The sequence below is a fragment of the Pseudoalteromonas sp. SG41-2 genome (assembly GCF_014164535.1).
Lineage (GTDB): Bacteria > Pseudomonadota > Gammaproteobacteria > Enterobacterales > Alteromonadaceae > Pseudoalteromonas > Pseudoalteromonas rhizosphaerae.
In genome coordinates this window covers 1-26,917 of the sequence record NZ_JACJFK010000010.1, presented here as the reverse complement: position 1 = coordinate 26,917, position 26,917 = coordinate 1, and the positions used below count along the sequence as shown (strand labels likewise).

Here is a 26,917-nt window from a genome sequence, read left to right as displayed (position 1 = left end):
CAGTTATCTGAAAATCGCAAATATAAATTGGCTTAAAATCGCGCCGTTAATAACAAGCTCATACTATTTAAACCACTTCCAGAATCAAGCGCAGATCCAAGACCAAACTTTAATGCTACATGTTGATTAAACCAATATTGCGTTTGCAGTTCATAGTTGTCTTTTAGATTTTTCTGATTACGAATATTAGCAACGACTCCCACTGACCATGCTTGATTTACATAATAAACCGCCTGCCCCTGCACATAACGATAACGCCCTGCCAATTGCTTTAGCTCTAAATCCCAACCTTGATTGCTAACTATATTTGTCCAACGAACATAAGGAGCATAAGTCCATTCAACCGCGACTCTTTCATTATCTTTGCCAAACCACATATCATGGCGCTCTAAGCGACTGTAATATATATTGAACCCTAGTTGTAACTGCTCATTCATTTGCTTACCAACAGCGGCACTCACTAAATAATCAGTATTTTGCCAATAGCTATTATCCTCACAGAGGCGCTGCGCGCTGGCACTAATAACTAATCCTGCGGGACCATAGATGGCAGCATCGGCATTTAAATAGCTAAAATCATCATTAGCAAACCCACCAATAGCATAATTATTGACTTGATTTAAATACGCTTTTAGCTCGTATGGACCAGTCAACGATTCAAGATCTTGCGCAAAATATCGATACCGTGCGCCTAAAAAAGATTCATCTAAACCAGCTAAATCGGTAAAACCAATATCGAGTTGATGTTGGGTACTAGCAACAGCCTGCGGCTGAGCAACAAGGCTCATTAATAATATTGCACCACATCCAAATACCTTTACTTTCATCCTTAAGATCCATTAACAGTTAGATAATATAGGTACATTTTATCTATTTTTATGATCTTAACTGTAGGAAAATGTTTAAAAGTGTAGACTGATTTAGTAAATAACTTAGTGAGGTAGACAGATGAGTATTTGGTATCAACCGATCACCCTAGCACAATGTAAGCAACTTGATGACGGCATAAGTGGTCAAGGCACATTGATGAAAACCATGGGCATTGAAATAAGTGAAATAGGCGATGATTATTTAGTAGCAACGATGCCCGCGATCCCAGCTCATCATAACCCTATGGGTATGGTGCATGGCGGCGCAAATGTTGTACTTGCAGAAACGGTGGCGAGTTATGCTGCAAACTTTGCTGTTGATTTTACAAAGTTTTATTGTGTTGGCCAGGAGATCAATGCCAATCATCTAAAAGCATCACGTAATGGTATATTAACCGCGATAGCAACACCACTACACTTAGGCAAGCGTACATCCGTATGGGAAATAAAAATCACCAATAGTCGTGGAGAACTGTGCTGCGTATCAAGAATGACCGCAGCAATTGTAGAGCGAAAAGGCTAACTTGAAAGTGGATAAATTGTAATTTCAATACCTGCGCCAATAGCAGAAATACGCAATAAAGTATCGGCACTGAGCGCTTGATTAAAGCATTTTGGCGAAGTGCCTGATTCAAAGCCAATATCAAAGGTGCGCTTTGAGCATGATAACCACTGCTTTAATGCATTGCGTGAGCAAGATTCAATTAACTCACATAAGTGGTTAATCGCTTTATCTGGTGAGATAACGTCTTCATTAGACTCAATACGTGCTAGTTGACGGTACTCATCTTTATCGTAATGCAAAACCACAGCACTTTTTTTTAAGTCTGCAACTAACAAACTAATATCTTGCTTTGATTCAAGCTCTAGATCTACATTTAAAAATTGAATTTCCGACATTGTTTCATTTTTACCCTGCGTTAATAACAACGCAAACTTTAACCTAATTTTGCGTATATACCAAATCTAGAGTAGCTAGTTTTATTTTGTTGATGCGACAATTTGCCACATTGGCAAACTCAATATAATTTATAGAATACCGCACTAATAACAAACAGGTAGTCACTATGGATAAACGCATTTTTAAACATGCGCGTAAGTTTCACAAATGGTTAGGTTACTTATTAGCGCTACAAATTTTTGCATGGTTACTCGGTGGTTTAATTATGAGTGCTATACCGCTTGAAAAAGTTCACGGTAAACATTTAGCTGCGCGGCAATTAAATAACCCATTCAAACAAGCTGATTATCTAGCCTCAGTTGATAATATCGTTGCAAAAATTACTCAACCAAGACAAATTAGTTATAGTCACTTTTTAACAATCCCTACCATTATTGTGAGCAACAGTAACGGTGAGTACAGCTTTAACGGAGTTACTGGCCGTCCTTTGGTAGCACCGAGTAAAGCGCAAATTATTGCCAATGCCCAAGCTCATCTATTAATTAATGCGCAAGTAACAGACGTGATCAAACTAGCTAAAGGTACTCGCGAAGTTGGCTTTAAAGAAAATATTTGGCAAGTAAATTTTGACGATACGTTTAACACCACACTATATTTATCCGCTGATAGCGGCCAAGTTATTACTGTTCGCAGCACAATTTGGCGAATTTTCGATTTTTTCTGGATGTTACACATAATGGACTATGAGCAACGTGAAGATTTTAATAACCCATTATTAATAAGTTTTGCAGCCAGTAGCGTATTGTTTTGTTTAACTGGCTTTATTTTATTACTACAGAATATCCGTTTTAGAAAACGTACTTCCCGTCGCCCAAGTAGCTAACCTTACCTTAGAGATGAGTTAAAATTCCCACTACATCACACAGTTAAGCGATTTACTTTTTGAATAATCGCTCTAAACTAGCGCTTCCTGTAGTTCACTAAAGTGATTGGATATGCCGCATTTAATTATTGCGCTGGTATTGTGTTGTGTGAGTTTTAACCTTTATGCAGAACAATTCACCAGTTTTTACAGCGCAAAAAAACACCTCATCAAAACCCTTCCTGATAACGCCACCAGCCTCTATTGTGGCTGTAATATTAAACGCCAAGGTAAAAAACTGGTGCCCGACCCAAATGCATGTGGTTATGTGCCTCGCAATGCGGTTACTCGTTCAGGCAAACCAAATGCGCGCGCAACTCGGATTGAGTGGGAACATATTGTGTCTGCATGGGAATTTGGTCACCAGCTACAATGCTGGCAAGATGGCGGCCGAAAAAATTGCATTAAAGTCAGTGCGCAATTTCGGAAAATGGAAGCTGATATAAATAATCTCGCTCCGGCAATTGGTGAAATAAACGCAGACCGATCTAATTACAGCTTTGGCATGATTGCAGGTAATGCAAGCCAATATGGTCGCTGCCAGGTAAAGGTAGATTTTAAACAGCGTGTGGTAGAGCCGCCCTTTTATGCACGAAAACGCATTGCCGATGCTTATTTTTATATGCAAAAAACCTATGGTTTAAAAATTTCCGACAAGCAACAAAAATTATTTACCGCATGGCAAAACCAAGCTTTAGCAGCGAAAAATAGCAATGCTGTACTTTAAGTAGCCAAAACCATAAAAAAGGCGCATTTAGCGCCTTTTCACTTAAAACCTACATTTAGTTTCGTCATTAAATATCTTGATGTGGGCCAAACACCTCGTAGTGAATACGCTCAGCAGCGACTCCTAATACGAGTAATTGCTGTTTAATTGCAGCCATAAACCCCGTAGGGCCACAGATGTAGAAGTCACCTTCTTCAAGCGGAAGCTGTTCAGCAACAGCACTGACATTCATCAATCCAGTAAACTCAGCTCCCTCGCCACCTTGATTAAACCAAGTGTAGTAATTTAATCGAGTATGCGCCGCGGCTTGCTCCGCCAAAAACTGACTAAATGAATGCTGCAGGATATTTTCACAGGCGTGTAAATAGGTGACCGCTTGATTCGATGTATCACATAATAATGTTTGTAACATTGCCAGCATCGGTGTTTGACCAACGCCCGCAGAAATTAATACCACAGGTTTTTTATTTGCGCGTAAAAAGAAGTCTCCAGCCGGTGGATAAAGCTCCACAACGCTGCCCACATCAAGTGAGTGCAAATAATTAGATACAATCCCCGCTGCTGGCAATAACTCTTTTTTCACGCTAATACGGTAATTTTCACCATTACTTTGCTGAGAAATAGAGTATTGGCGTATCTCACTATACTGTGCATAAGCTGGTTTTACTTTGATACCTAAATACTGCCCTGGTTTATGAGTCATTACCGCTTTACCATCGACTGGCACTAAAGTAAAACTGGTTACTAACTCTGATTCAGGCTGTTTTTTAGCAATAACAAATGCTCTAGTACCCGACCAGCCACCGTGGTTATTTTTACTGTGCTCGTATAGCGCCGCTTCTTCGGTAATACAAATATCAGCAAGTAGTGCGTAAGCCTCACGCCATGCATATTCAACTTCAGCTGTAAATTGCTCAGGGATCAATTCTTTTAAAGTGCCAATCAGGTGTCCGCCAACTATTGGATAATGCTCAGGTAAAATATGCATGCTGGTATGCTTATGATTAATGCGTGCCAGCGCCTCTTTTAATACGGCTAAATTATCAATATTTTGAGCATACGCAGCCAAGGCATTAAATAATGCAAATTGCTGACGGCCACTACGTTGATTGGCCATATTAAAAATATCCTGCAGCTCAGGGTTATGACTAAACAGCCGGTTATAAAAATGCTCCGTGACAACGGTGCCCGCCTGCGCCAATAAAGGCGCTGTGCTTTTTACTATTTCAATGGTTTTATCAGATAACATACAACTTCCTTTAACCACGACGCCCATCAACACGACGCCGCGTTAAAATAGGAATACAGTGGAATAAGAACAATAAAAATGCCACGATCCACAGTACAGCACTCAGCTGCCATGCGATGTGTGGCCCAATAACAACAGGTAATAACGAACGAATAATTGCTGCAATAAACACTAAAGCAAACGCCACAGCCATAAAGTGAGGAATAGTTAAAGGGCGGCCAGTATGACCATGAGATACCCGCGTCATCATCGCTAAGATCATCATGCCAATCGTACCTATAGTGATCATATGCAGCGCGTCTTTAAACAAAATAACCGAGCTGTAAAAACTCAGCGCAAGCAATACTAAACCAAGCCCAAGAGCTAGATAAGAGAAGTGCAACGACCATAACAGTGGTACTTTGAGTATTTGATTATTCCACCACAACAATGAGCGACTTAAATGCACTACAGCAACAACAGCCAATGCCCAACCAGGATTAACGCTTGCTATAAATAATTGGCTGATAAAATAAAGCGCGACAGCAAACAATGAGCTGTAAAGCAGCACTTTATCTAAACGAGGAGTACGCACTTGCTCCGCTAAACCAAGACCACGAGCAGTAAAAAAAGGTAATACCCGCCCAGCCACCACACCGACAAGTAAGGTCATTACTAGTACTGCGGTATCGGCGACTGCCAATGCAAGTAGCATGTTTTGTTGTATTGCTAAGCATAAATAAATAATATTGAGCACACACAATGCGCTTAGCATCAGTAAAAATTGGTAGTTATTTTTATTGCCAGCTTTAAGGAGCATATTAGCCAGCGCCATAACTGCACCTAACCACCAAAGCAATTGGAACAATAACACCGCATATAAACTAAAGTTTTCAATACCTGCACTGGTAATAAAAAACGCAACACGAGCTGCTAGCCACACTAGGGTTAGCAACATCAATTTACGACCATTAATACTCGCAACCCCGCTCCAAGTTTGTGCTGCGGTTAATAAAAACCCCACAGCTACAGCGCCTGCAAAGCCAAACATCATTTCATGGGCATGCCAAAGTGTTGCTGGCATAGTCAATTGCCATCTGGCATGGCCTGTTAAAATGAGTAACCAATAACTAATCGACAAAACGGCCAATAAGCCAGCTCCTAAAAAGTAGGGCCGAAATGCTAACATCCATAACGGCCATTGACTGACTTGATAAAAACGCATTTTTTTGGGCATTGGTTCGGTTAAATTGATTGCTCGCATCAGCGTATTAGACTCATCTATCTAGGTATTTATAACACGCTATTGCACAAGCCGAGCCAAGATTTAAACTGCTTATTATTCAACATATTAACTATTTTGCTATTGACAAAAAAGTCTTTATGACTCACCTTTAAATAAGATAAAAACACATTTGAGTCATTTTGACATGGTAGATAAACAAAGCTTACTTAATGTCGCCCTTGTGCTTGCTAAAGTGAGCGACCAAAAGCAGCCTTTTCAGCAGTTAATTCAGTGTATCAAACAAGTAATACCCAGTGACGCTATTGCACTGCTTACCTTACAAGGCGATGTGTTAAAACCACAAGCTATTCATGGACTGACGCCTGACACCCTAGGACGACGCTTTGTAATAAACGAGCATCCACGTTTACATGCCATTTGCAACGCTAAGCAACCATTACAGTTTGCCCATGATTGCCCAATTCCTGATCCGTACGACGGTTTACTATCGAGCAAAGCTGGCGATATTCCTGTTCATGCTTGCTTAGGCATCCCTCTACTTGATAGCGACGATAACTTACTCGGGGTGATCACCCTCGACAGTCTCGATGCAAATGCATTCGACAGTTTTGACCTTGAGCTATTTACTCAACTAGGTACGCTTTGCACCGCGCATTTGCAAACTGTATTAAAACTGCAGCAATATCAAAACCACGCGCAACATAGTAGCGCTTTAGTGCAAGAGCTAAACCGCGAAGCGCTTACCCGCGATGGTGCAGAGATCATCGGCCAAAGCACGGCCATGCAAGCCCTTCGAAGCGATATAAAACTAGTGGCGGCTTCTGAGTTTAGTGTCTTGATCCAAGGTGATACCGGGGTAGGTAAAGAGCTAGTAGCACGCAATATCCATCTTCATTCAAAGCGTAGCGAAATGCCGTTAATTCACTTAAATTGTGCATCATTACCAGAGAATCTCGCCGAAAGTGAATTTTTTGGCCACGCCAAAGGCGCATTTACTGGCGCCCATAATGCACGTCAAGGCAAGTTTCAGCTGGCTGATGGTGGCACCTTATTTTTAGATGAAATTGGTGAACTGCCACTTGCCATGCAAAGTAAACTATTGCGCGTCTTACAAAGTGGTGAAATCCAAACGGTTGGCGAAGATGAAGTAAAATACGTCGATGTAAGGGTTATTGCGGCTACAAACAGGCATTTAAAAAACGAAGTCGCTCAAGGGCGTTTTCGAGCCGATTTATATCATCGGTTAAGTGTTTACCCGCTCAACGTTGCGCCACTTAAACAACGCGAAAACGATGTAATTTTACTTGCAGGTTACTTTGTTGAAAGAACAGCCCGTAAGCTAGCTATCAAACAACTCAAACTCAGCGTCGAAACGCAACTACTACTCACTCAATATGACTGGCCGGGAAATGTGCGAGAACTTGAGCATGTGATCAGCCGTGCAGCATTAAAAGCCAAACAAAGCCAGTGGCAGCAAGCAATAATTACTATTGAACCTGCTCATTGTGAACTTAACCTAAGTACAAATAACCCAACGCCTGTCGCATTAACAACTGCCGATAACAATAACATAAATAAACAAAATTTCTCGCTCAAACAAGCAACGGATACATTTACTCAGCATTTAATCAGCCAACAGCTAGAACAACATAATTACAACTGGGCCAGTGCAGCACGAACATTAAAAGTTGATCGCGCTAACTTAGTGCGATTAGCCAAACGTCTTGGTATTACAGTAAAAAAATCTATTTAATGTGTATTTTATTCACCCAAACTTGGCTATAGTGCCAACTGGTGTAAAACCACAATAAACATCTAAACAGGAGATATTTGATGATTGTATTAAACCCCCTTGCTGGGCAAGTAAGTGCTTAATTTTATTTTTTAATATTAAGTTTTGCCCGGCCATTAGCCGGGGCGCTGTTGATAGCTAAAATTTAACAGCAAACCCCTTTGTTATTTTTACTCTTTGCAGTAATGGGGTTATATGAATACTAATTTAAGTTTAAGCCAACTGGGTTGGCGCGCATTTTTCCAACAACAACTTACGCTCAATGATTTAGAGCACACACTGATTGCACGGATCATTACCTACCATCGCGACCACTTTGTTGTACAGAGTGAGCAGGGTTGCCACAAGGTATTGGTAAATTCAGATCATCCCCCCTTAACTGTGGGTGACTGGATATTACTTACGCAACACAACGAACACTGGCTGTTTACCCGATTGCTTGAGCGCTTAACATTGCTCAGTCGCAAAAGTGCGGGAAGTAAATTAAGTGAACAGCTTATTGGCGCTAATATTGATACTTTGTTTATTGTCAGCTCGCATAATCAAGATTTCAATCTAAGCCGCTTTGAACGCTACTTAGCGTTAGCATATCAAAGTGAGTGTTTACCCGTTGTTGTACTGACCAAACGCGATCAATGTGCAGCACCAGAGCAACATATAGCACAACTAACAGCGCTTGATAATCACTTAACCGTGCTGTCTGTTAATGCATTAGAGCGTGGCAGTGTTGAGCAATTAATGCCATGGTGCGGCAAAGGTCAAACATTAGCTTTTGTTGGGTCTTCGGGTGTAGGTAAATCCAGCTTAGTTAATAGCTTATGTGAACAGCAGCTAAGTGACACTGGTGCAATTCGCGAGGACGACAGCAAAGGTCGCCACACCACGACTCATCGAGCATTGCATGTTCTTAACGTAGGAGCGCTGTTACTCGATACTCCCGGCATACGCGAGCTGCAACTAAGTGACTGTCAACAAGGTGTAGAGCTTACTTTTAACGATATAAGTGAACTGGCGCAGCAGTGTCGATTTGCCGATTGTAGTCATCAGCTAGAACCCGGTTGTCAGGTGCTAGCTGCGTTACAAAAAGGCTTATTAACGCAGCGGCGTATCACTAATTATCAAAAACTGTTAAAAGAGCAGCAACGCAATACTCAGAGCCTTGCGCAATTACGTAGCCAAGATAGAAGCTTAGGTCGGTTTTATCGTAACGTACAAGCAGACATGCGTAATTTAAAAGGACGTTAATTAATTTTTCTCAGTCGTTAAACAAAACGTGGCTAAATACTGTTTAGCCACGTTTTTGCTGATAGAAAGATTAACGCAGCTAAATTACGCGAGCTTATGCTCCTTAAAATACGCTTTTAAAAGCTGACTGAACGCCTGTACCTTAGCTGTTCGGTGCACTAAGTGATGGGTTACTAGCCATAAATCCGTTGGCCAACTCAGTTCATCCGCTAGTATTGGTACTAAATCAGCATACTGCGCCGCCACGTCATGCTGCATCCCGCCAATTCCCAAGCCTTTAACAATTGCACGGGTTGCCTCTGAGGTTTCAGACACGCGTAATTTCACTTGTGAAGTTGGTATATTTTCATCAACCCAAACAAAATAAGGCACTTTGCCATTATAGCCGGCCACCCCCGAAACAAAATTATGCAACGGCAATTGCTTAATACTTTTTGGCACGCCATGCTTATCAATATAACGCTTTGATGCATAAAATCCTGACGACAAATGCGCCAAATGCTGGGCGATATAATCACCTTCATCAGGACGAGGACCTGCGCGTACCGCTATATGTGCTTGGCCGTGATCAAGACGTAACCGGTTTTGATCAAGTATCACTTCCAGCTGTACTTGCGGATGTAAACTTTGAAATTGTTCACACACATCACTCAGTACATCAATAAAACCACTGACCGTTGTAAGCAATAAACTACCACGCAAAGTACTATCTGCGGCAATAATATCATTGTGTAAGCGTTCAAGTTCACTATTAATAGACTGCGCTGCTGTAAAGAGTTTAGCGCCAATCTCAGTTACTTTATAACCCCGGGCATGACGATGAAATAAACGTGCATTTAAACTTTGCTCTAGGTTATTAATGCGCCTAAGTACCGTACTGTGATGGACGTTGAGCTTTTCAGCCGCCGCTGTTAACGTTCCTAACCGCGCAACTTCATAGGCTACTTTTACATCTTGCCAGTCATCAAATTGAATCGCCATACCTGCCCTTAACCTTAAGTGTGCGTATATGCACATAAGTTTTGCGTTTATTTGGCTTTTCTGCAAGTAAATATTTGCTAAAGTAGTTAACAGGCAAACCCAACTACGTTATTGAAGGCGACCACCATGACAGCACCAAAAATTATTGCCTTAGCAGGCAGCTTACGTAAAGACAGCTTTAACCAAAAATTGATCAATGAAGCAGCCCGCTTTGCATTAGAAAGCGGTGCAGAAGTTGAAGTAATTAAACTGGCAGATCTAAACTTACCCATGTTTGACGAAGACGTTGAAGCGCAAGGCACACCAGTAGGCGCTCAGTTATTAAAAGACAAACTACGCGCTGCAGATGGCATCTTACTTGCGAGCCCTGAATATAACGGTTCAATTACCGCGGTACTAAAAAATGCCATTGATTGGGCATCACGTACTGAGCAAGGCGCAGTTCCAGCATTTCGTAACAAGGTAACGGCTTTATACGCCTCATCACCGGGAGGCTTAGGTGGCTTGCGTGGTCTAAATCACGTTCGCGATATTTTATCGGGTATCGGCAGCTTGGTATTGGCAGATCAACTTGCCGTACCTGCAATTCACACTTTGCTTGATGAAAATGGCCGCATTAGTGACCCTGTGACAGCAGAACGAATTGCAGGCCTTGCTCAGCAGCTCGTCAGCGTTGCCAGCAAATTAAATAAATAAACCGCTTAAGAAAGCTTTGTCGCTGCTAACTTGGCAGCGATAAAATCCTCATGCGCGACATACAACAAGTTAGAAACACGGCGAATTACATACTCTTCTTGCGGATCTAACTCACCATCGGCATACGCTAAGCGCCATAGCAGCTCTATAATTTCAATGCGTTGCTCTGCGCTGCATTGATCATTAATTTGTTTAGAAAACTGAAAGTAATCAATCGCGTCATCCAAACTTTTTCCTGCGCTTTGCATTAGCTCACTAACGTCTTCATCACTCAAATTAAAATACTTTTTTAAAGTCAGAGATAACGTTTTCAATTCATCGTCTTGCTGCTCGCGATCAGCACGCATGACTTCAATCAATAATGCCGCTACAGCCGTTTTCAAATCATGCTCTTGCAGCTGAGCTGGTTGCTCATCAAAAGCTGAAAATAGTTGTTTTATTTGTTTGAACATCACATTTTCCCTTTTTGGGTGTTAGACTTACAGCATAACTCGTTGCATCACTGTAATTAAATAGTGCGCTCAATACAATAATGGAGTTAAAGGTTTATGAAAGGAAAAACAGCAAATAGGCTAGTAATTATCAGTGCACTGGCACTATTAATAGGCAGTAATGCGGTATTAGCAGAAAAAGGTGAAACCGAAAAACTCTATGACTTTGATGAAAAAGTCCATTATTACCAAACAAAATTAGACGCAAATAACTATCATCTAGAAATTCAATCTGACGACTATCAGCACTTTAAAAATCAAAGTGTATTTTTATTGCGCCATGCTGACCGTTTATGCCGTGGTAATCCGTTTATGCTAAAAGTGACTGATGGTGTACAAGAGTATGATCGTTTCCCAACCAAACCCCGCGCCTATCAGCCACCTTTAACGGTATTACTACAATGTGAGACAAAGCCCAGCAAAGACTAATCTTTAGTCTTTATAACCCCAAGGCGCTGGCGGTGGTGTAATTGGTTTTGTTAAATCAAAATCAACGCGAAACTCGCGGCCTTGGCGAATTAAACGATAAGTAAACTTTTCAGGGTAAATATACATCTGCCATGTATTACCGATAGATTGTGGAATACCTTGGCTAACAAACAATTCTTTTGAATACTGATCCGCAGGGAACGACTGCACGTTAGCAAACCCAGCATCAACCGTATGACCACCGTACATAGTCGATACATCATCAGTCCCATCTTGATGGCGATGATCGTGTTTTAAACTCAAACCACTACCGGTTTTGGTAATGATCCACGTACGTGATGCATCATCACCTACATGAAACGGTACTTGTAACTCGCTATCAGTGCATTTACGAACATGCATGACTAATTTTTTACCCGCAAACGAGCTAGGACCAGTGGCATTATCAACCGTTACTTTACCCTCAAAAGCTTTACCACAATAGGCGGCAATATTATCAAAAAAGCCATCATGAGTTGGGATAGATACCAAAGGCGCAGGGCGAGCAAACGCCGCCGTAGACGCCAGCAATAAAGTTGCCGCAGTTAATAATTTCATAGCATGTTCCTAAAAGTATAAAGTTGCAGCTTAGCCTGTTAATAAATACAAAGGAAGTAATCGCGGTGAATGGTGGTCCAGCGGTGAGTAAGCTAAAAAAGTTTGCAAGCCAACCATAAAATAGCTTAAACGGCTTTTTCAGCTCGGCTTTTCATCAACTTTAATAGTGAATTATGAAAGTCTTGAAAAATAACCTCACCCCATAATCGAGAGTAAATAGTAAAGTTGGTATTATCTTCAACAGTGGTTTTTAACGTTAAAACGGTTTGTCCATTAGCGGTTTCTGCTAAATAATAGCCACCATAAAGAGGTGAAAAATATTCCCCGCCTAGCTTTACATGTTTATCTAGTGCGTTGTCTGGAATCAAATCAGGGTCGATATCAAACTGGTAGAGCATTTGTTTATTTGGCTGCCAATCCGTTATAACCTCTTTAAATACAACACCATTTTGCCATTTACTAGTTCTCACTGCTCCAACACCTTGTGCATTCATATCCGCCTGCAAAGGGCGAGGAATACCTATTAATTGCGAAAATGACATTGGGAACTCTCCTTCGGCAATGTAACTCACATTCGCTAATTGCCGCCAAACAACGTCTATTGGTGCATTGATAACAATTGAGTTTTTAACTTCATATGTTTGCGATAGCTTTAAAAAAATTCACCTCTAGCGGTGATAAAATCAAAGGTATTAATGCCACTGACATGACGACTTTTTTACTTTCTTTTTCTAATTTACGATGTACAAATCCAGCTAGGACTCCTCCTATACTTGCAAATAACATAAATGCAGGTAGCGCCATGGCGACACAGATACTCCCCTCTAAAAGAGTGACTATACTGACCAGTAAAAATACAAAAATAGGCTGCCAAGCCTTAACTGCCATGTGCTTATAAGACATTGATTTATTGAGCTTGCATTCAAAATAAATACGAATATAGCCAATCGCAATGGGGACTAAAAACATAAAAGAAATAGTGACTAAACTGCCGAAGTTAAACGCATCACTAAACTCTAGAAATACCCGTATAGATATGCCGTAAAGCACACCTAAAATAATGCCTATATATTTTGGAGAAAGCGTTCGCATAAATAGTTCTTTCAATGTTTAATTGCCAATAATGTTCCGAAGTTAACAACTATTTCTAACCGCAGCAATAAAAAACGCGGCCTGAGCCGCGTTTCATTGTTTAATAACTTTTAAACCTTTACTGCCAAGGGCGCTCAGCGTTAAGCTTTGCCTCAAAGGCGTCAATTTGTGGGTTGAGGGTTTCGGTGACGCCGATAAAATCTAAGCCACTTAATAAACGCTCTTTTACGTCTTTGCGAATATCAAAGCAAATTGGTGCAAACTTGTTACTGATAAGTACCTGATTTTCAAGATCGATGTCGATATGAATATCGTCGTGTTGCTCGCTCAGTACAAACAAGTCTTCCAATGTTTGCGCTGGTAGTGCAATAGCTAGCATCTGGTTATTGCCACAGTTATTAAAGAAAATATCAGCAAAGCTTTCCGCTAAAATCACTTCAAAACCATATTGCTTAAGCGCCCATGGTGCATGTTCACGTGATGAGCCGCAGCCAAAGTTATCGCGAGTTAGTAATATTTGCGCGCCTTGGTAACATGGCCGATTTAAAATAAACTCAGGGTTTGGCTCGTCGTTATCTAAATAGCGCCAATCATAAAACAACGCCGCATCAAAACCATCACGGCTGGTTGAGGTTAAAAACTGCTTTGGAATGATTTGGTCGGTATCGACGTTGTTTTTATCAAGTGGGGCCATTAAGCCACTAAAAAAAATGCTCATTAGGCTTCTCCTCTAATATCAACAAAGCGACCATGAATAGCTGCCGCAGCGGCCATTGCAGGGCTTACTAAGTGTGTACGACCACCACGGCCTTGGCGACCTTCAAAGTTACGGTTTGAGGTGGATGCACAGCGCTTGCCTGCACCTAAGCGGTCATCGTTCATCGCTAAGCACATTGAGCAACCCGGTTCACGCCACTCAAAACCAGCAGCTTTGAAAATATCAGCTAGGCCTTCATCTTCAGCCTGTTTTTTAACAAGACCAGATCCCGGTACAATTAACGCCTCAACACCAGCAGCCACTTTTTTACCTTCAACAATCTGTGCGGCGGCGCGTAAATCTTCAATTCGGCTATTGGTACATGAACCAATAAATACCGTATCTACGCTCGCTGACGATAACTTATCACCGGCTGTTAAACCCATGTATTTAAGCGCGCTGCGAATCGCATCAGCTTTAATTAAATCTGGCTCTTGATCTGGATCTGGAATGCATTCATCAACACCAATAACTTGCTCAGGGCTAGTGCCCCAAGTAATTTGCGGCTGAATGCTACTCGCTTCTAGTTCAACTTCTAAATCAAACTGCGCACCTTCGTCAGTTTTTAAAGTTTCCCAGTAGGCAACTGCAGCTTCAAAATCATCGCCTTGTGGAGCAAATGGGCGGCCTTTTAAGTAATCATAAGTGATTTGGTCTGAAGCGATTAAACCCGCTTTAGCGCCCATTTCAATACTCATGTTACACAATGTCATACGCGCTTCCATTGACAGTGCTGCAATGCCTTCACCACAAAACTCTGCCACATACCCTGTACCACCAGCGGTACCTAGCTTACCAATCACCGCCATGATCAAATCTTTGGCTGTAACCGTTGGACGTAGTACACCATTAATTTGAATTTTTAATGACTTGGCTTTTTTCTGTTGTAGTGTTTGCGTCGCGAGTACGTGCTCAACCTCAGACGTACCAATACCATGGGCCAGCGCACCAAATGCACCGTGAGTAGAGGTATGGCTATCACCACAAACAATGGTAGTGCCAGGTAAAGTAATACCTTGCTCAGGCCCCATTACATGCACTATGCCTTGGTTAATTGAGTTTAAATCGTAAAGTACAATACCAAACTCTTTGCAGTTGGCATCAAGCGCCATCAATTGGTTTTTTGATACTTCACTGGCGGCATCTAATGAGCGGCTTTTGGTCGATACATTATGATCCATCGTTGCGATGGTTTTTTCAGGACAACGCACTTTACGGTTTTTCTCTCGCAGGCCAGCAAAAGCTTGCGGCGATGTCACTTCGTGTACTAAATGACGGTCAATATAAAGTAAATCGGTTTGCTCATTAATACTAGCAACTACATGTGCTTGCCAGATTTTATCGTATAACGTTTGGGCCACTTGCTGATCCCCTAATTTGTTTGACTCGCCGCGTGACGGTGCAGCGAGTGAATAATTGTTTAAATACGTGCTGTTTTATATACGAGCGACAATTGCTGCGGCAACGTCTTGCGTTGTATAACCTGCATTTGGGTAAATATCCGGTGTACCTACGCCTGCTTCGACCGCTTCGGCTACTGCTTTTTCAATGCTGCGCGCCGCTTCATCTTGGCCTAGTGAATAACGTAGCATTAACGCGGCACTTAAAATTTGTGCGATTGGGTTTGCAACCCCTGTGCCAGCAATATCAGGTGCCGAACCACCAGCAGGTTCATACATACCAAAGCCTGACTGATTTAAACTTGCCGATGGCAATAAGCCCATAGATCCGGTGATCATCGCGCATTCATCTGACAATATGTCACCAAATAAGTTATCACACAGTAACACATCAAACTGGCTAGGTTGTTTAACCAGTTGCATTGCCGCGTTATCAACGTAAATATAATCAAGGCTTACTTCTGGGAAGTCTTTGCTTACTTCGGTTACTACTTCGCGCCATAATACACTTGATGCTAATACGTTGGCTTTATCAACCGACGTTACATGGTTATTACGTAATTTTGCTGCTTCAAAGGCAAAACGTGCAATGCGTTCAATTTCTTTGCGTGAATAAGTTTGTGTATCAAATGCGGTTTCTTCAGCCCCTTCGCCACTGCGGCCTTTTTCGCCAAAGTAAATACCGCCCGTTAGCTCGCGCACGCATAAGATATCAAAGCCTTTTTCGCTTATATCGGCACGTAATGGCGATGCAGCGCTCAGTGCTGGTAATAGTTGCGCTGGGCGTAAGTTACAAAACAAACCAAAGTGTTTACGTAGTGGCAAAAGTGATGCGCGCTCTGGTTGCTCATTGGCAGGAAGATGCTCCCACTTTGGACCGCCCACTGAACCAAACAAAATTGCATCGGCACTTTCACACGCTGCAAGGGTTTGATCGGGTAACGCTTTACCAAATTGATCAATCGCAGCGCCGCCAATGGCATGATGATGACGAGTTAAAGTAAAACCAAATTTACTGCTCACAGCATCCAATACCTGCTCTGCTGCTGCCATTACTTCTGGGCCGATACCGTCGCCTGCTAATACTGCAACGCTATAATTTGATTGACTCATCCTGCTTTCCTTTGTTGTTTTAAATCAGACACTTTTTGTGCACGATAAATTAAGTTATAAACGCGGATCATGGCGCGTACTGACGCCTCAACCACATCCGCGGCAATGCCCGCGCCGTGATAAGGGCGGCCATCGTATTTAGCTATTATATTTACTTCACCTAATGAACTGGCGCCTTCACCGGTCGCCTCTAGATTAAATTCAATCATTTCAACAGCCATACCCGTTAAACGTTCAATCGCTAAGAATGACGCCTCTACAGGGCCATTGCCGGTAGCCGCTTCTTGTTTAGACTCACCATTAATCGTCATCCCAATCGTTGAGCTTGCTACTGATTGCGAGTTAGACGTTGAGTTAACAAACTCTAATTGGTATTTGTCGTCTTTATCACTGATTTGGTTAAAATAAATCATCGCTTCTAGATCGTAGTCGTACACTGTGCCTTTTTGATCTGCAAGGGTTAAGAAGCTTTCATACAGGCTATCCATATCGTAATCAGATTTTTGATAGCCCAATTCTTCAAGGCGGTGCTCAATAACATGGCGTCCTGAACGAGAGGTCATATTTAATTGGTTATTTGGCACACCGACGCTTTCTGGCGACATAATTTCATAGGTATTTTGCGCTTTTAGTACACCGTCTTGATGAATACCTGAACTGTGGGCAAAAGCATTCTCGCCAACAATCGCTTTGTTAGGTTGCACTGGCATATTACAAATTTTCGCCACTTGGCGTGATGCGCGATAAATCTCTTCACTGCGAATATCGGTATACACTTTTAAGTGGTCTTGGCGCATCTTCATGATCATCGCCACTTCTTCAAGTGAACAGTTACCCGCACGCTCACCAATACCATTAATAGTACATTCGATTTGCCGTGCACCGGCTTGCACCGCTGCAACAGAATTGGCAACAGCCAAACCTAAATCATTATGACAATGTACACTTAACCGCGCTTTATCAATATTTGGCACGTTATTCATTAAATGGCGGATCATCGCCGCGTATTCGTCTGGCGTAACAAAACCAACTGTATCTGGTAAGTTGATGGTTGATGCACCGGCATTAATCGCCTGCTCAACAATTTTGCATAAATCCCAATGCGGTGTACGGCCTGCGTCTTCGCATGAAAATTCCACATCATCAGTATAATTACGGGCAAGCTTAATTGATTTAACCGCCATGGCTGTCGCATCATCTAAGCTCATACGTAGCTTGTGTTCTAAATGCAAAGGGCTGGTAGCAATAAAAGTATGAATTCGACTTTGTTGTGCTGTGCGAAGTGCTTCGCCACAGGCTTCAATATCTTTAGCAACAGCGCGTGCTAAACCACAAATAATAGGGCCTTTCACTTCTGTAGCTATACGTTGCACTGAACGAAAATCGGCAGGGCTCGAAACCGGAAAACCTACTTCCATCACATCCACATTTAGGCGGCTAATAGTATGCGCCAGCTGGATTTTATCTTCTTCAGTCAGGCTCGCTTTAAGCGCTTGCTCACCATCACGTAAAGTGGTGTCGAAAATCCATACTTTATCTTGTTCTTGCATAATCTACCCTTAATTCTCTGCTGCCCTGGATGCGAGATAAAAAAAACCCCGCGATATGCGGGGTTTTTTGTGTTTACTTAATGCAAATACACTAATCCCCGCTCACGTGCGCTTGCAGTAAGAGGTTCAGTTTTAATGTAATTAAATGAGTGTTTTGCATCGTCTTTACTAAATGTGTGTGTTCAGTGAGCCCTATTTTTAACACTTCAAAACTGCGCATGCAAGCATAATCTCACCTTTAAATGGAATGAAAAACCACAATAAAAGAAAATAAATTTCGTATAAAACCAACTTTAAGGTTATATAATTCAAACCAAACCTAAAGCAACCATAATATACTTTACTTTATGGCCGATCCTGCTTAGATAAGTTTTCTATTTTAATGTCAACCTACTCGCCGATAATACAATCCCGATATGCTCAATTAACAACGCCAACTTACTTATTGCATCAATTGCAGCTTTACTCACAGATACTTGAAGTGTCATGTTAGAAATAAAAGGCTAGCCGACATAAAGCAGCCTCTCTAATTGTCACTCATTCAATAAGTGTTATTTATATACATAAAGAGAATATTCTTTTAAAAGCTCTAAACTCGCTTTTTCTACTTTTAAGTTATTTACTTTTTTATGCGAGCCATACCATTGGATGGAGCCTTGGAATTCATCATCAAATGGTAACACTATAAAAGAAGATGTTTCTGAACCAATCGGTGAATTTGGCTCATACCAAATAAGATTACTATCTTGAGAGTAAATCCTCCCAGACTTGCCAGTAATGAGGTAATGGTAATACTTCCAATCCGGGCAACCTCCAAAAACAAATGCATCCATTCCTGTAGACATACTCAGCGTATTATTCATTTGTTCATTGAGCGTTATCCCCTGAGGACCATTCCTTGGCCCACCCATTAAACGAAAAGAACAACTTAAATCGAGGTTGTGAGCATTTATAAAATTTGTCCAATAATCCATATATTTAGACCAAGAAGCCTGCCTTTTTTTCTGCCTTTCTAAAAACTCTTGCTCGCGCTTATTTTGTATCTTTAATTGCAAGGCATTATTGACAACTTCACCATTAATATAGCTCTGCGCGCCTTTAGATTTTAAAAGATCGATGACTTTTGAATTATCATTTGTAATAGCAATGCCTAATGCTGTACTGCGGTCCATGTTTTTATAATTTAAATCAGCACCATACTTTATAAATATCTCAGTATGTTTTGCGTTCCCGCTATTATTGATAGAGTACATCAAGGGTGTGTCGCCAAATACATTCTGATGATTAATATCAACGCCTAGTCTTACTAACTTATCAATATATAACGCCAATGTTCTGTAATTCAAAGAACTAGACATTATATGAAAAGCATTTTCACCCACTTCATTTTCATATGAGTAGTTACAACCATTACTAGCCATGTAGTTCATTAAAGTAAGGTCAGTGGTATCTTTTAAAAGAGTTTCCATACAGACAGGCAAGCTGTCACGACTCTCTTTGCAATTAGGGTCAACCCCACCTTCAAGCGCATATTTAATCAAAGAAAAATAACTATGTTCAATGCCTTGGCTAAGCGTTCTGCAGCTTTTAGCTATTTTTTCATCATCCATAAAATCTTGTAATCGAGGAGTAACTTTTTTACCACCTCGAATAATCTCTACATCTAAAACTCGCTCATAATAACCACTGTTGTTTTTTTTATAATACAAATAGCTCGCCCAAGCGATAAGGCTCAGTAATACAAAACTTAAAAATATTTTTTTCATCTGTTATTCCTTAACGTAATTTATTAGAAGTTCCTTTTTTTTACACAACCGAATAGTGTATTATATTTACCGAAAATACGATATTACTTTTGCATTTTCAATAGTCATGTAAGACACGGAAACATTTTATAAAGGATTATTTATGCCAAAGCATACTGCTTTTAAGATCATTACATACCTCATTTTTGTCACTTTGCTTGGTTGTGAAAAGACTGACCCTGACCCTGACACACAAAAAAACGAATCTAAAGCAACCCAACCCATAGCTTTAAAAGAAGATATCACCGACGCTGCACAATTTGATCAAGAGCGTATCCAGTTTTTGTGGCAGGGACCTCAGCAAGAAAAAAGAACGATATGGAGCATCAAAATAGATGGAACAGATCTTCGCCAGGTGCTTGATGAGAAAGAACTTTCATTCAACACCCCTCCTGGCGGTAATGGTGGGCACATAACATACCTTTCTCGCTCACCAAATAACCGCTATTTAGCGCTAATTATGTACCAAGAAGTCATTGTTTATGATCTGTTAACTCGAGATCACCTTATCATCGGTGAAGCAGTAAGAGGCCAACCACAACTGATAATTTGGAAAGATAATACCTTCAATGTTTACATGTCTAAATTTGGCGACCACTCGCGAAACTTATATGTCGACTTGAACAACCTAACAGTAACAGAGAAAAAAGAAAATAGTGATACGGTCTATTTAAAAGATGGTTCAACTCTCTCTTTTCACAAGTTTCATATGAGTAAATACAAGGACGATAAAAGGCTCTTTAAAATTGATCTAGATGGGTATGATAAACTTAACAAACCATATCTAAATGGATACGATAAACTTAATGAACTATATCTTAATAATGAACAAACACATGGGCTACTGCACACTAAAGAAAGGTCTTTTTACTTTAATATAACAACTGGAAAAATACTCAGCACCTTCGATAATAACTTTTTTACACCGTGGCATATTAACCATGCTAATAGCCAACTAATAGGCACTGACAAAGAGCATAAACAGTTAACCTTTTATAATATAACGACAAAAAAAACAACAAACATTTTAACCTCCGCCACCAAATTAAGAATAATAAGCCCACTTAAAGCAAGTGCCTACAATCAAGAAAAGCCCTCCCTTTTACCTAAACTCTCAAACTTACCAAAAGGGTACATTTACGGAGACCGCAAAGTCGATGAAAATTATTATTTTGGAGAAAAAGTTGATGGAAAAGCAGAAGGTTATGGGGAAATGTATCAACGTTACACTCACCTTTGGCAATATCAAGAAAAAAACAATACTCTGATACCGCTTCACTATAAAGGAAATTGGAAAGCGGGTGTATTTGAGGGTAATGGCGAGGTTATTTATACAAACGGTAGTCGCTATAAAGGAGAGTTTTCTTCTTACCTTCATCACGGTCAAGGACGTTTTACTGATAAAGACGGAAACGGCTTTGATGGAAGCTGGAACAAAGGACAAAAACATGGCCGTGGCCTCTGCCTTACCTACCGTAAACCAACTCCATGTGAATACTACTACAATGCAATAGTTACTTATGAGGGAGAGTTAGACGACAACGGCATACGTAACGGTACGGGTACTTTTAGTTGGGTACCTTACATTAAAAAAAACATCTATAAAGGTAACTTCAAAAATGATTTATTTCACGGTCAAGGCGTGCTAACCAAGACCTATTATAGTAACGACGTTTATAAAGGGCAATGGCAATTGGGCCTGCGCCACGGTCAAGGCACACAAACCAATGGCGAAACTCATTATGAAGGACAATGGAAAGCCGATAAGCGCCATGGTAAAGGTACACAAACTAAAGGCAACATTCGCTACGAAGGCATGTGGCGAGTCGATTATTATAATGGTCAAGGAACATTAAATGAAAATGGTAATATCTACAGTGGACTATTCAGTGCTGGCTGGCTATTTGGTCAAGGCACATATAAAAACAAAAATGGAGACAGCTATAACGGAGAATTTGAATACTCCCGTTACAATGGATATGGAGTAATGAACTACGCAAATGGTGATCAATACAGTGGCCAATGGCTATCCCACATGAGGTGGGGTAAAGGCAAGTTAACCTTAGCAAATGGTGACTTTTATGATGGCGATTGGGACAACGATACAAAGCATGGCGAAGGAGTCTGTCAAGAGAATTCAGAGGAATACCCATGCCAATACTTTCGTGGTTATAAATTACATAATATACGTGATGGTTATACAAAATCTAGAGTTATCATAGACGATGGCTACGGTGAGGTGTTGGGCGACTATATTGGGGAGCTTGAAAACAATATCCCCCATGGACAAGGGTCATTTATAAATAAATATCAACGTTTTTATATTGGTCACTTTGACCACGGTCTATTCAATGGTCAGGGGATATTACTAACTTCACATCATGGCATTATCTATGATGGTATGTGGATCAAAGGCAAACCTAATGGCTACGGAAAAACGAATATATTTGAAGGGCACTGGAAAGATGGCGTGGCTCATGGAGTAGGTAAGTTACATATAGGTATTAACAGCACGAGGCGTATTATTAAAGGTAACTGGCAAGATGGAGAAATCAGTGAGGGAACTATTATATACCAAGATGTTGATTATATAGAAGATAAAGCTATTTACACTAATAACTGTGTTTATACTGGGAGGTTATCGTTATCTATTAATACAAAAATTACCTATTCAACAAGTGACATGACTTTTGTTAAGGTCACCCCACAAGGGAAATGTGTACGTGTAGAACAAGAAAAAGAACACAACACTAATGCTTTGAGTAAAAACCATTTACAAAAGGATAGCAAATGAAACGTATTATAGTATCGATATTAGTCATTTGTTTTAGCTTAGGCGAGTGCGAACATGAAGCTCGAGCTCAAGTCCCACCTAAAATGGAAGCACAGCAAATCAAACAACCATTACTTGACTTGTTTGCCAAGCCAAAGTTGACAACTGAAAAAGCTAAACTAGAGGAAGCGCTTATTCTAAAAGCAATAGCAGATGACCCTTCGGCCCAAATCGCATTAGCAAATATGTATGAAAATGATAACCAACAAAAACGCGCCTTATTTTGGTATCAGCAAGCAGTTGAACATGGCGGTATAGATGAAGAAAATGCCATTCTTAAATTTTCTCAACAAAAACTAGCACAAAGTAACGACCCTAAAGATATATTTATGTGGACAAAGTATGCAGCTGAACACGGCGATATTAGCGCACAAGAAAAAACAATGGAATACTATCGTAGGGGTCAAAAAGTTAAAAAAAACCTTATTGAAGCCGAAAAATGGCTAAGAAAACTAATTAGCCACGAAGCCAAAAAACCTACATTTAAACTGGTAGAGCTACAGTTAGATACAATTAATTCAAATAGAGAAAAGAACATCCCTAGCGCGATTGCCCTAGCCAAAAAACTCGCTGAATCGGGGTCTGTAGACGCGGCTTATTTTTTAGGTTGGTTGCACCAATTTGGCTCATTGTTGGATAAAGATATTACCAAAGCGATTTACTGGTATAAAAAAGCAGCCGAGTTAGCTGATATTCGTGCATATCGCAGTTTAGGGTGGATATATCACTCTCACTATAACGATAATAAAGCAGCCGCTCACTGGTATGAAAAATCTGCTTATTTAGAAGATCAAGTATCTCAGTTTAATTTAGCCGTTTTATATCACTTAGGGAAAGGGGTAGATAAAGATTTAAAAACTGCAGCCCAACTGTATGAAAAAGCAGCTTATACAGGGCATAATTCCGCAAGAATTAATTTGGCTAATATGTATGCGAATGGTATTGGGGTGAGCAAAATTAAAGAGCTGGCCGAGCAATATTATAACGGTTATCAGCATATAAACCTCGCGACTGAAAAAAAACAAAGTCAGCTAAATATAGAACCAAATATTGATTATATAAAAATAGATATAGCAGATTTGGATTTATCAACGCAAAAATTTTTTACACTCCATGAGCGTTTAGGAATTTATAGCCACTCAATTGATATAAGCAAACTTCCCGTTTTAGAAGATAACTCAGTGATCCTATTATTTGTTAATATACCAACTTTAGGGCATTACTCTGTAAGTAAAGGAACAAAAAGTAGCTTATACCAACGAACTCTTATTAATGATGTAACTATTAATAATTTTAGATCTGGTAATTTATAACACAATAAAACGTTGGTCCATTATCATGGGTCAACGTTCATAATAAGCGCTTAAATAGGATAATTAAAAACATCACTCCAGTATTATGGACGGCATTACGGGCACATCCGAATACGGATTGTAAAGATCTTTATAGGCTACACCTTTTAAAATGTAAGTAGGATCTTCCCCATTTCTAAGATCTTGTAATAAATCAAAATCACCACTTTTAGGTATGTCGGTAAATTTTATATTTACATAAGCATTACCATCGAAAACACTAGATATTGACCTAATCTGCTGCCAGTCATGTTGTTTGTTTCTAAAAATCAATTGCGCTTGGCCATAATTAGGGTTACTGGCATTAACTTTGTAAACGTATTCATAATCACTGCTGGTAATTATTACTTTATTCAATTGGTTAACTTGGATTGGCACCAGCGGCGAAGCTTTAATACTAGCCGCCCCGAGCGAATTTTGCGATAGTAGCGCACTTAAGGCAACAATGACTGTTGTGTATCTTTTCAAAAAAAGCATTTTTCCCTCCTTGGTAAATTAAGATATGTTTATACTTTCACTTAAACTTTGTAGTAGAGCAACAACCAGCCACTATACTACGGCATAACATTAAACCATTGTTGTTCCTACTAGGTTTACCCATTAATGATAGTCGCACACTCTTCTCAACTGTTCTAGCAATCGTTTTTCCGATTTATTTTTGCACAATGGCTGTCAAGACAATAGTAAAGCTTTTTATCATCGTCATAGCATTGTTGCATTAATCTGGCTTGATATTCGCTATCGCTCAACGTTAATAGATTATTCAGCTCAGATATTACTGATTTATTTTGCATGTCCCACTTTTGCGTTCTCAGCTTTTGATCATTATTATTAATTACAGCGGTGTAAACTTTACTATCAGCAGCAAGCTCATCCTCCATATTAAAAAAATCCTGCAATGGGCCTTTCAGCGTCTTTTACTACTTCAACATTACCATCGCCGGCTGCCAACGGAATAGAGCGATTTACACTGAGCAACAGCGCACGTGTTTTAGGTATTACATAACCATAAATATGGGTTACCTTGCTCTTAATAATGTGGTCGTTATACCAATCGCTGTAGGTTTTATCTTTACTATTAATATCAGGGCGCTTTAAATCTGCAACTGCAATTTTTTTGTAGCTAAGAGTATTGGTTTTACCCTTATAGCTTTCTAGTTGAGTTTTAAACGTATCAAACCACTTATCACCTTGGCTTGCCGCTAACAAGCTTATCGCATCAACCGGCGGCACAATAATAGGTCGGGTTTTATGGGCATGAAACGGGTTTCGTGTTGTTAACTGCTTGCCATCAACAGCCTCAAGCACGGCGCCTTCATCACTGCTTAACAGTATTGGCGTGGCTTCATTGCTATCAGCCACCACCACACGGTTAAAAAGCGGGCTTAACTTACTGATTGGCTCGCCTCTATTAACATAACCTGTGAGTAAATACGCTTTAGGGAAACTAGATTGCCCAGTATAAAGTTGCTCTGTCATTGTTCATCCTTGATATTAAACACGCCATAAATATATACTCGCATCAAGCCCCAAATATTACTTTCTTTAATCGGTATTTCTCGTGTTTGCTGAGTATTTAAATCGAATTCATAAAAAAATAATCTAAATAAGTCTGACCATTTCCCATTAAATCAGTCGAATCTTTAAACCTCCTAGTTAACACTTTATTTTTTTATCTGAGAAAAAAAACGTCCCTGCTTTATCAGGCTTTATAATACGCTTGCTGGGGTCTGATAAATTAATCCAATAATTTTTTGGATAGCCAAGCCCTTCTGATACAAAATAAATATAATCACCAAAAGGTGATACCTTAAAACTACGCATAGAAAGGTGATTGTTAAAACCTAAATCAACCTTCTCTATCACGTCGCCATTAAAGTCATGTAACCAATACTCATTTTTTTTATGTGCTAAAAAGGTTTTGCCATCTGGCAATAAATACAAGCCATTAGAGTAAATAATTGGCCGCTCAGTAAGTGTTTTAGTGGGCACATGGTAGTTATAATGCTTACCACTGGCGTAAAAAATCACATTTTCACTGTCTTTAGTCCAATTAAAATGGGCGTAGCCATAGCCTTTACTCATAAAAATAAACTGTTGGGTTTTAGTATCCCAAAGCTCACGGGTAAAGCCGTGCTCTGTTGTATCCATAGATAAAGCAATGTAGCGGTTATCTGGCGAGCGCTCAGGTTTATGTAGCCCAACCATCCATTTATCTTCAAATGCAGTTTCGGGAATAATCCGGCGCCTATCAGAGAGATCCATGCGCGCAGAAAATAATGTAGTTTGCCCCGTCCACTCTATGTCGGCTTTAAATAAAATACGCGGGGTTGAAAACGTTTCTTTATCGCCATACACCTCATTACGTACCTCTTTTGGCCACTCAGGGTGGTACGTATGGCGATACGCCATTTTATCTTTACTAAATCGGCTGGGTTGCTCTTCAACAACTTGTTTAGCAGGTGGATTAGGCTCATCACCACAGCCAGTTAATAGCAATGTAGCGACACTTAGTAACATTATTACTGCACGGCGTGAAAATGACTTAGTTAACAGTGGCGTTAGAAGTGAGTTTTTTACTGAGATTAATGACATCAATAGTCCTTGATTGTACGGTGTAAATTGGTCGTAGAGGCAGCAATGCGAAGCATGAACGGGGTAGTTTTATGGGCATGAAACGGGTTTCGTGTTGTCAACTGCTTGTCATCAACAGTTTCTAACACCGCACCTTCATCACTACTTAATAGTATTGGTGCGGCTTCATTGCTATCAGCCACCACCACACGGTTAAACAGCGGGGTGAGCTTGCTGATTGGCTCGCCTCTATTAACATAGCCCGTGAGTAAATACGCTTTAGGAAAACTAGATTGCCCTGTATTCAATAGCTCTGT

The 26,917-nt window shown here is 40.3% G+C and carries 28 protein-coding genes; 9 read left to right on the top strand and 19 right to left on the bottom strand.

The features are described from left to right. Positions 1-32: 32 nt before the first annotated feature. Positions 33-827, bottom strand: coding sequence for a hypothetical protein (locus H5186_RS09610; RefSeq protein WP_182739926.1), 795 nt, complete (start codon positions 825-827; stop codon positions 33-35). 121 nt (positions 828-948) lie between these two features. On the opposite strand from H5186_RS09610, the gene H5186_RS09605 reads away from it, so the two are divergent. Next, positions 949-1,392: a PaaI family thioesterase gene (locus H5186_RS09605; RefSeq protein WP_149980420.1), complete on the top strand. Its 444-nt coding sequence runs from the start codon at positions 949-951 to the stop codon at positions 1,390-1,392. Here H5186_RS09605 and H5186_RS09600 read toward each other — a convergent pair. Continuing rightward, positions 1,389-1,769 (bottom strand): hypothetical protein, encoded by a 381-nt coding sequence (locus H5186_RS09600; protein ID WP_145242456.1) that lies wholly within the window; start codon positions 1,767-1,769, stop codon positions 1,389-1,391. The two genes, H5186_RS09605 and H5186_RS09600, sit on opposite strands and share 4 nt — an antisense overlap. A gap of 167 nt (positions 1,770-1,936) precedes the next feature. Between H5186_RS09600 and H5186_RS09595 the strand changes: the two genes are divergently transcribed. Further along, entirely contained in the window at positions 1,937-2,653 is a 717-nt protein-coding gene (locus H5186_RS09595; RefSeq protein WP_182794411.1) for a hypothetical protein, read from the top strand. Between the two features lie 112 nt (positions 2,654-2,765). Further along, positions 2,766-3,419: an endonuclease gene (locus tag H5186_RS09590; RefSeq protein WP_145242452.1), complete on the top strand. Its 654-nt coding sequence runs from the start codon at positions 2,766-2,768 to the stop codon at positions 3,417-3,419. 67 nt (positions 3,420-3,486) lie between these two features. On the opposite strand, the gene hmpA is transcribed toward H5186_RS09590, so the two are convergent. Together hmpA and H5186_RS09580 are read right to left on the bottom strand one after the other, a co-directional pair. Next, positions 3,487-4,668 carry an NO-inducible flavohemoprotein gene (gene hmpA / locus H5186_RS09585; protein WP_182739928.1) on the bottom strand — a complete coding sequence of 394 codons (1,182 nt, stop codon included), beginning with the start codon at positions 4,666-4,668 and terminating at the stop codon, positions 3,487-3,489. 10 nt (positions 4,669-4,678) lie between these two features. Next, entirely contained in the window at positions 4,679-5,911 is a 1,233-nt protein-coding gene (locus H5186_RS09580; protein ID WP_182739929.1) for an NnrS family protein, read from the bottom strand. A gap of 166 nt (positions 5,912-6,077) precedes the next feature. Here H5186_RS09580 and norR point away from each other — a divergent pair, with 166 nt between their 5' ends. Together norR and rsgA are read left to right on the top strand one after the other, a co-directional pair. Next, positions 6,078-7,646 (top strand): nitric oxide reductase transcriptional regulator NorR, encoded by a 1,569-nt coding sequence (gene norR / locus H5186_RS09575; protein ID WP_182739930.1) that lies wholly within the window; start codon positions 6,078-6,080, stop codon positions 7,644-7,646. Between the two features lie 234 nt (positions 7,647-7,880). Further along, positions 7,881-8,930: a ribosome small subunit-dependent GTPase A gene (gene rsgA / locus H5186_RS09570; RefSeq protein WP_145242444.1), complete on the top strand. Its 1,050-nt coding sequence runs from the start codon at positions 7,881-7,883 to the stop codon at positions 8,928-8,930. 84 nt (positions 8,931-9,014) lie between these two features. Here rsgA and H5186_RS09565 read toward each other — a convergent pair whose 3' ends face one another. Beyond that, the gene (locus H5186_RS09565; protein WP_145242443.1) at positions 9,015-9,911 is read right to left on the bottom strand and encodes a LysR family transcriptional regulator; all 897 of its coding nucleotides are present in this window, start codon (positions 9,909-9,911) and stop codon (positions 9,015-9,017) included. A 126-nt stretch (positions 9,912-10,037) separates the two neighbouring features. Here H5186_RS09565 and H5186_RS09560 point away from each other — a divergent pair, with 126 nt between their 5' ends. Beyond that, entirely contained in the window at positions 10,038-10,607 is a 570-nt protein-coding gene (locus H5186_RS09560) for an NADPH-dependent FMN reductase (protein WP_145242441.1), read from the top strand. A gap of 5 nt (positions 10,608-10,612) precedes the next feature. Here H5186_RS09560 and H5186_RS09555 read toward each other — a convergent pair whose 3' ends face one another. Next, entirely contained in the window at positions 10,613-11,059 is a 447-nt protein-coding gene (locus H5186_RS09555) for a TerB family tellurite resistance protein (RefSeq protein ID WP_145242439.1), read from the bottom strand. A 96-nt stretch (positions 11,060-11,155) separates the two neighbouring features. Here H5186_RS09555 and H5186_RS09550 point away from each other — a divergent pair, with 96 nt between their 5' ends. Further along, a complete protein-coding gene (locus H5186_RS09550) occupies positions 11,156-11,527 on the top strand; it encodes a hypothetical protein (RefSeq protein WP_145242437.1) in 372 nt (123 codons plus the stop codon). A gap of 3 nt (positions 11,528-11,530) precedes the next feature. Here the strand turns inward: H5186_RS09550 and H5186_RS09545 are convergent, their stop codons facing one another. The 8 genes from H5186_RS09545 to H5186_RS09515 all read right to left on the bottom strand — a co-directional run bounded on the left by H5186_RS09545 (position 11,531) and on the right by H5186_RS09515 (position 19,802). Continuing rightward, a complete protein-coding gene (locus tag H5186_RS09545) occupies positions 11,531-12,124 on the bottom strand; it encodes a hypothetical protein (RefSeq protein WP_149980414.1) in 594 nt (197 codons plus the stop codon). Between the two features lie 125 nt (positions 12,125-12,249). After that, positions 12,250-12,666 carry a hypothetical protein gene (locus H5186_RS23035; protein ID WP_259400318.1) on the bottom strand — a complete coding sequence of 139 codons (417 nt, stop codon included), beginning with the start codon at positions 12,664-12,666 and terminating at the stop codon, positions 12,250-12,252. Between the two features lie 91 nt (positions 12,667-12,757). Further along, a complete protein-coding gene (locus H5186_RS23030) occupies positions 12,758-13,216 on the bottom strand; it encodes a hypothetical protein (RefSeq protein WP_259400317.1) in 459 nt (152 codons plus the stop codon). Between the two features lie 118 nt (positions 13,217-13,334). Continuing rightward, positions 13,335-13,934 carry a 3-isopropylmalate dehydratase small subunit gene (gene leuD, locus H5186_RS09535; protein ID WP_182718532.1) on the bottom strand — a complete coding sequence of 200 codons (600 nt, stop codon included), beginning with the start codon at positions 13,932-13,934 and terminating at the stop codon, positions 13,335-13,337. Further along, a complete protein-coding gene (leuC, locus tag H5186_RS09530; protein WP_145242429.1) occupies positions 13,934-15,334 on the bottom strand; it encodes a 3-isopropylmalate dehydratase large subunit in 1,401 nt (466 codons plus the stop codon). Before leuC ends, leuD begins: the two co-directional genes overlap by 1 nt. Positions 15,335-15,409: 75 nt before the next feature. Then, a complete protein-coding gene (gene leuB / locus H5186_RS09525; RefSeq protein ID WP_182794410.1) occupies positions 15,410-16,486 on the bottom strand; it encodes a 3-isopropylmalate dehydrogenase in 1,077 nt (358 codons plus the stop codon). Beyond that, on the bottom strand, positions 16,483-18,036 hold the full coding sequence (gene leuA / locus H5186_RS09520) for a 2-isopropylmalate synthase (protein ID WP_145242424.1): 1,554 nt from the start codon (positions 18,034-18,036) through the stop codon (positions 16,483-16,485). Before leuA ends, leuB begins: the two co-directional genes overlap by 4 nt. Positions 18,037-18,587: 551 nt before the next feature. Beyond that, the gene (locus H5186_RS09515; protein ID WP_182718531.1) at positions 18,588-19,802 is read right to left on the bottom strand and encodes an ankyrin repeat domain-containing protein; all 1,215 of its coding nucleotides are present in this window, start codon (positions 19,800-19,802) and stop codon (positions 18,588-18,590) included. A gap of 142 nt (positions 19,803-19,944) precedes the next feature. On the opposite strand from H5186_RS09515, the gene H5186_RS09510 reads away from it, so the two are divergent. Next, positions 19,945-22,635 carry a hypothetical protein gene (locus H5186_RS09510; protein WP_182794409.1) on the top strand — a complete coding sequence of 897 codons (2,691 nt, stop codon included), beginning with the start codon at positions 19,945-19,947 and terminating at the stop codon, positions 22,633-22,635. After that, complete coding sequence (locus tag H5186_RS09505) at positions 22,632-23,987, top strand: tetratricopeptide repeat protein (RefSeq protein WP_182767851.1); 1,356 nt, start codon at positions 22,632-22,634, stop codon at positions 23,985-23,987. Before H5186_RS09510 ends, H5186_RS09505 begins: the two co-directional genes overlap by 4 nt. Before the next feature lie 72 nt (positions 23,988-24,059). Here the strand turns inward: H5186_RS09505 and H5186_RS09500 are convergent, their stop codons facing one another. From H5186_RS09500 to H5186_RS09480, 5 genes are all read right to left on the bottom strand, one after another. Continuing rightward, positions 24,060-24,503: a hypothetical protein gene (locus H5186_RS09500; RefSeq protein ID WP_182718528.1), complete on the bottom strand. Its 444-nt coding sequence runs from the start codon at positions 24,501-24,503 to the stop codon at positions 24,060-24,062. Between the two features lie 155 nt (positions 24,504-24,658). Continuing rightward, a complete protein-coding gene (locus H5186_RS09495; protein ID WP_182761237.1) occupies positions 24,659-24,907 on the bottom strand; it encodes a hypothetical protein in 249 nt (82 codons plus the stop codon). 1 nt (position 24,908) lies between these two features. Next, entirely contained in the window at positions 24,909-25,505 is a 597-nt protein-coding gene (locus H5186_RS23025; protein ID WP_259400316.1) for a hypothetical protein, read from the bottom strand. A 177-nt stretch (positions 25,506-25,682) separates the two neighbouring features. Beyond that, positions 25,683-26,621: a hypothetical protein gene (locus tag H5186_RS09485; RefSeq protein ID WP_259399437.1), complete on the bottom strand. Its 939-nt coding sequence runs from the start codon at positions 26,619-26,621 to the stop codon at positions 25,683-25,685. After that, positions 26,621-26,917: hypothetical protein (locus tag H5186_RS09480; RefSeq protein ID WP_404936441.1), on the bottom strand; the 297-nt coding region annotated here is incomplete at its 5' end. The genes H5186_RS09485 and H5186_RS09480, both read right to left, overlap by 1 nt.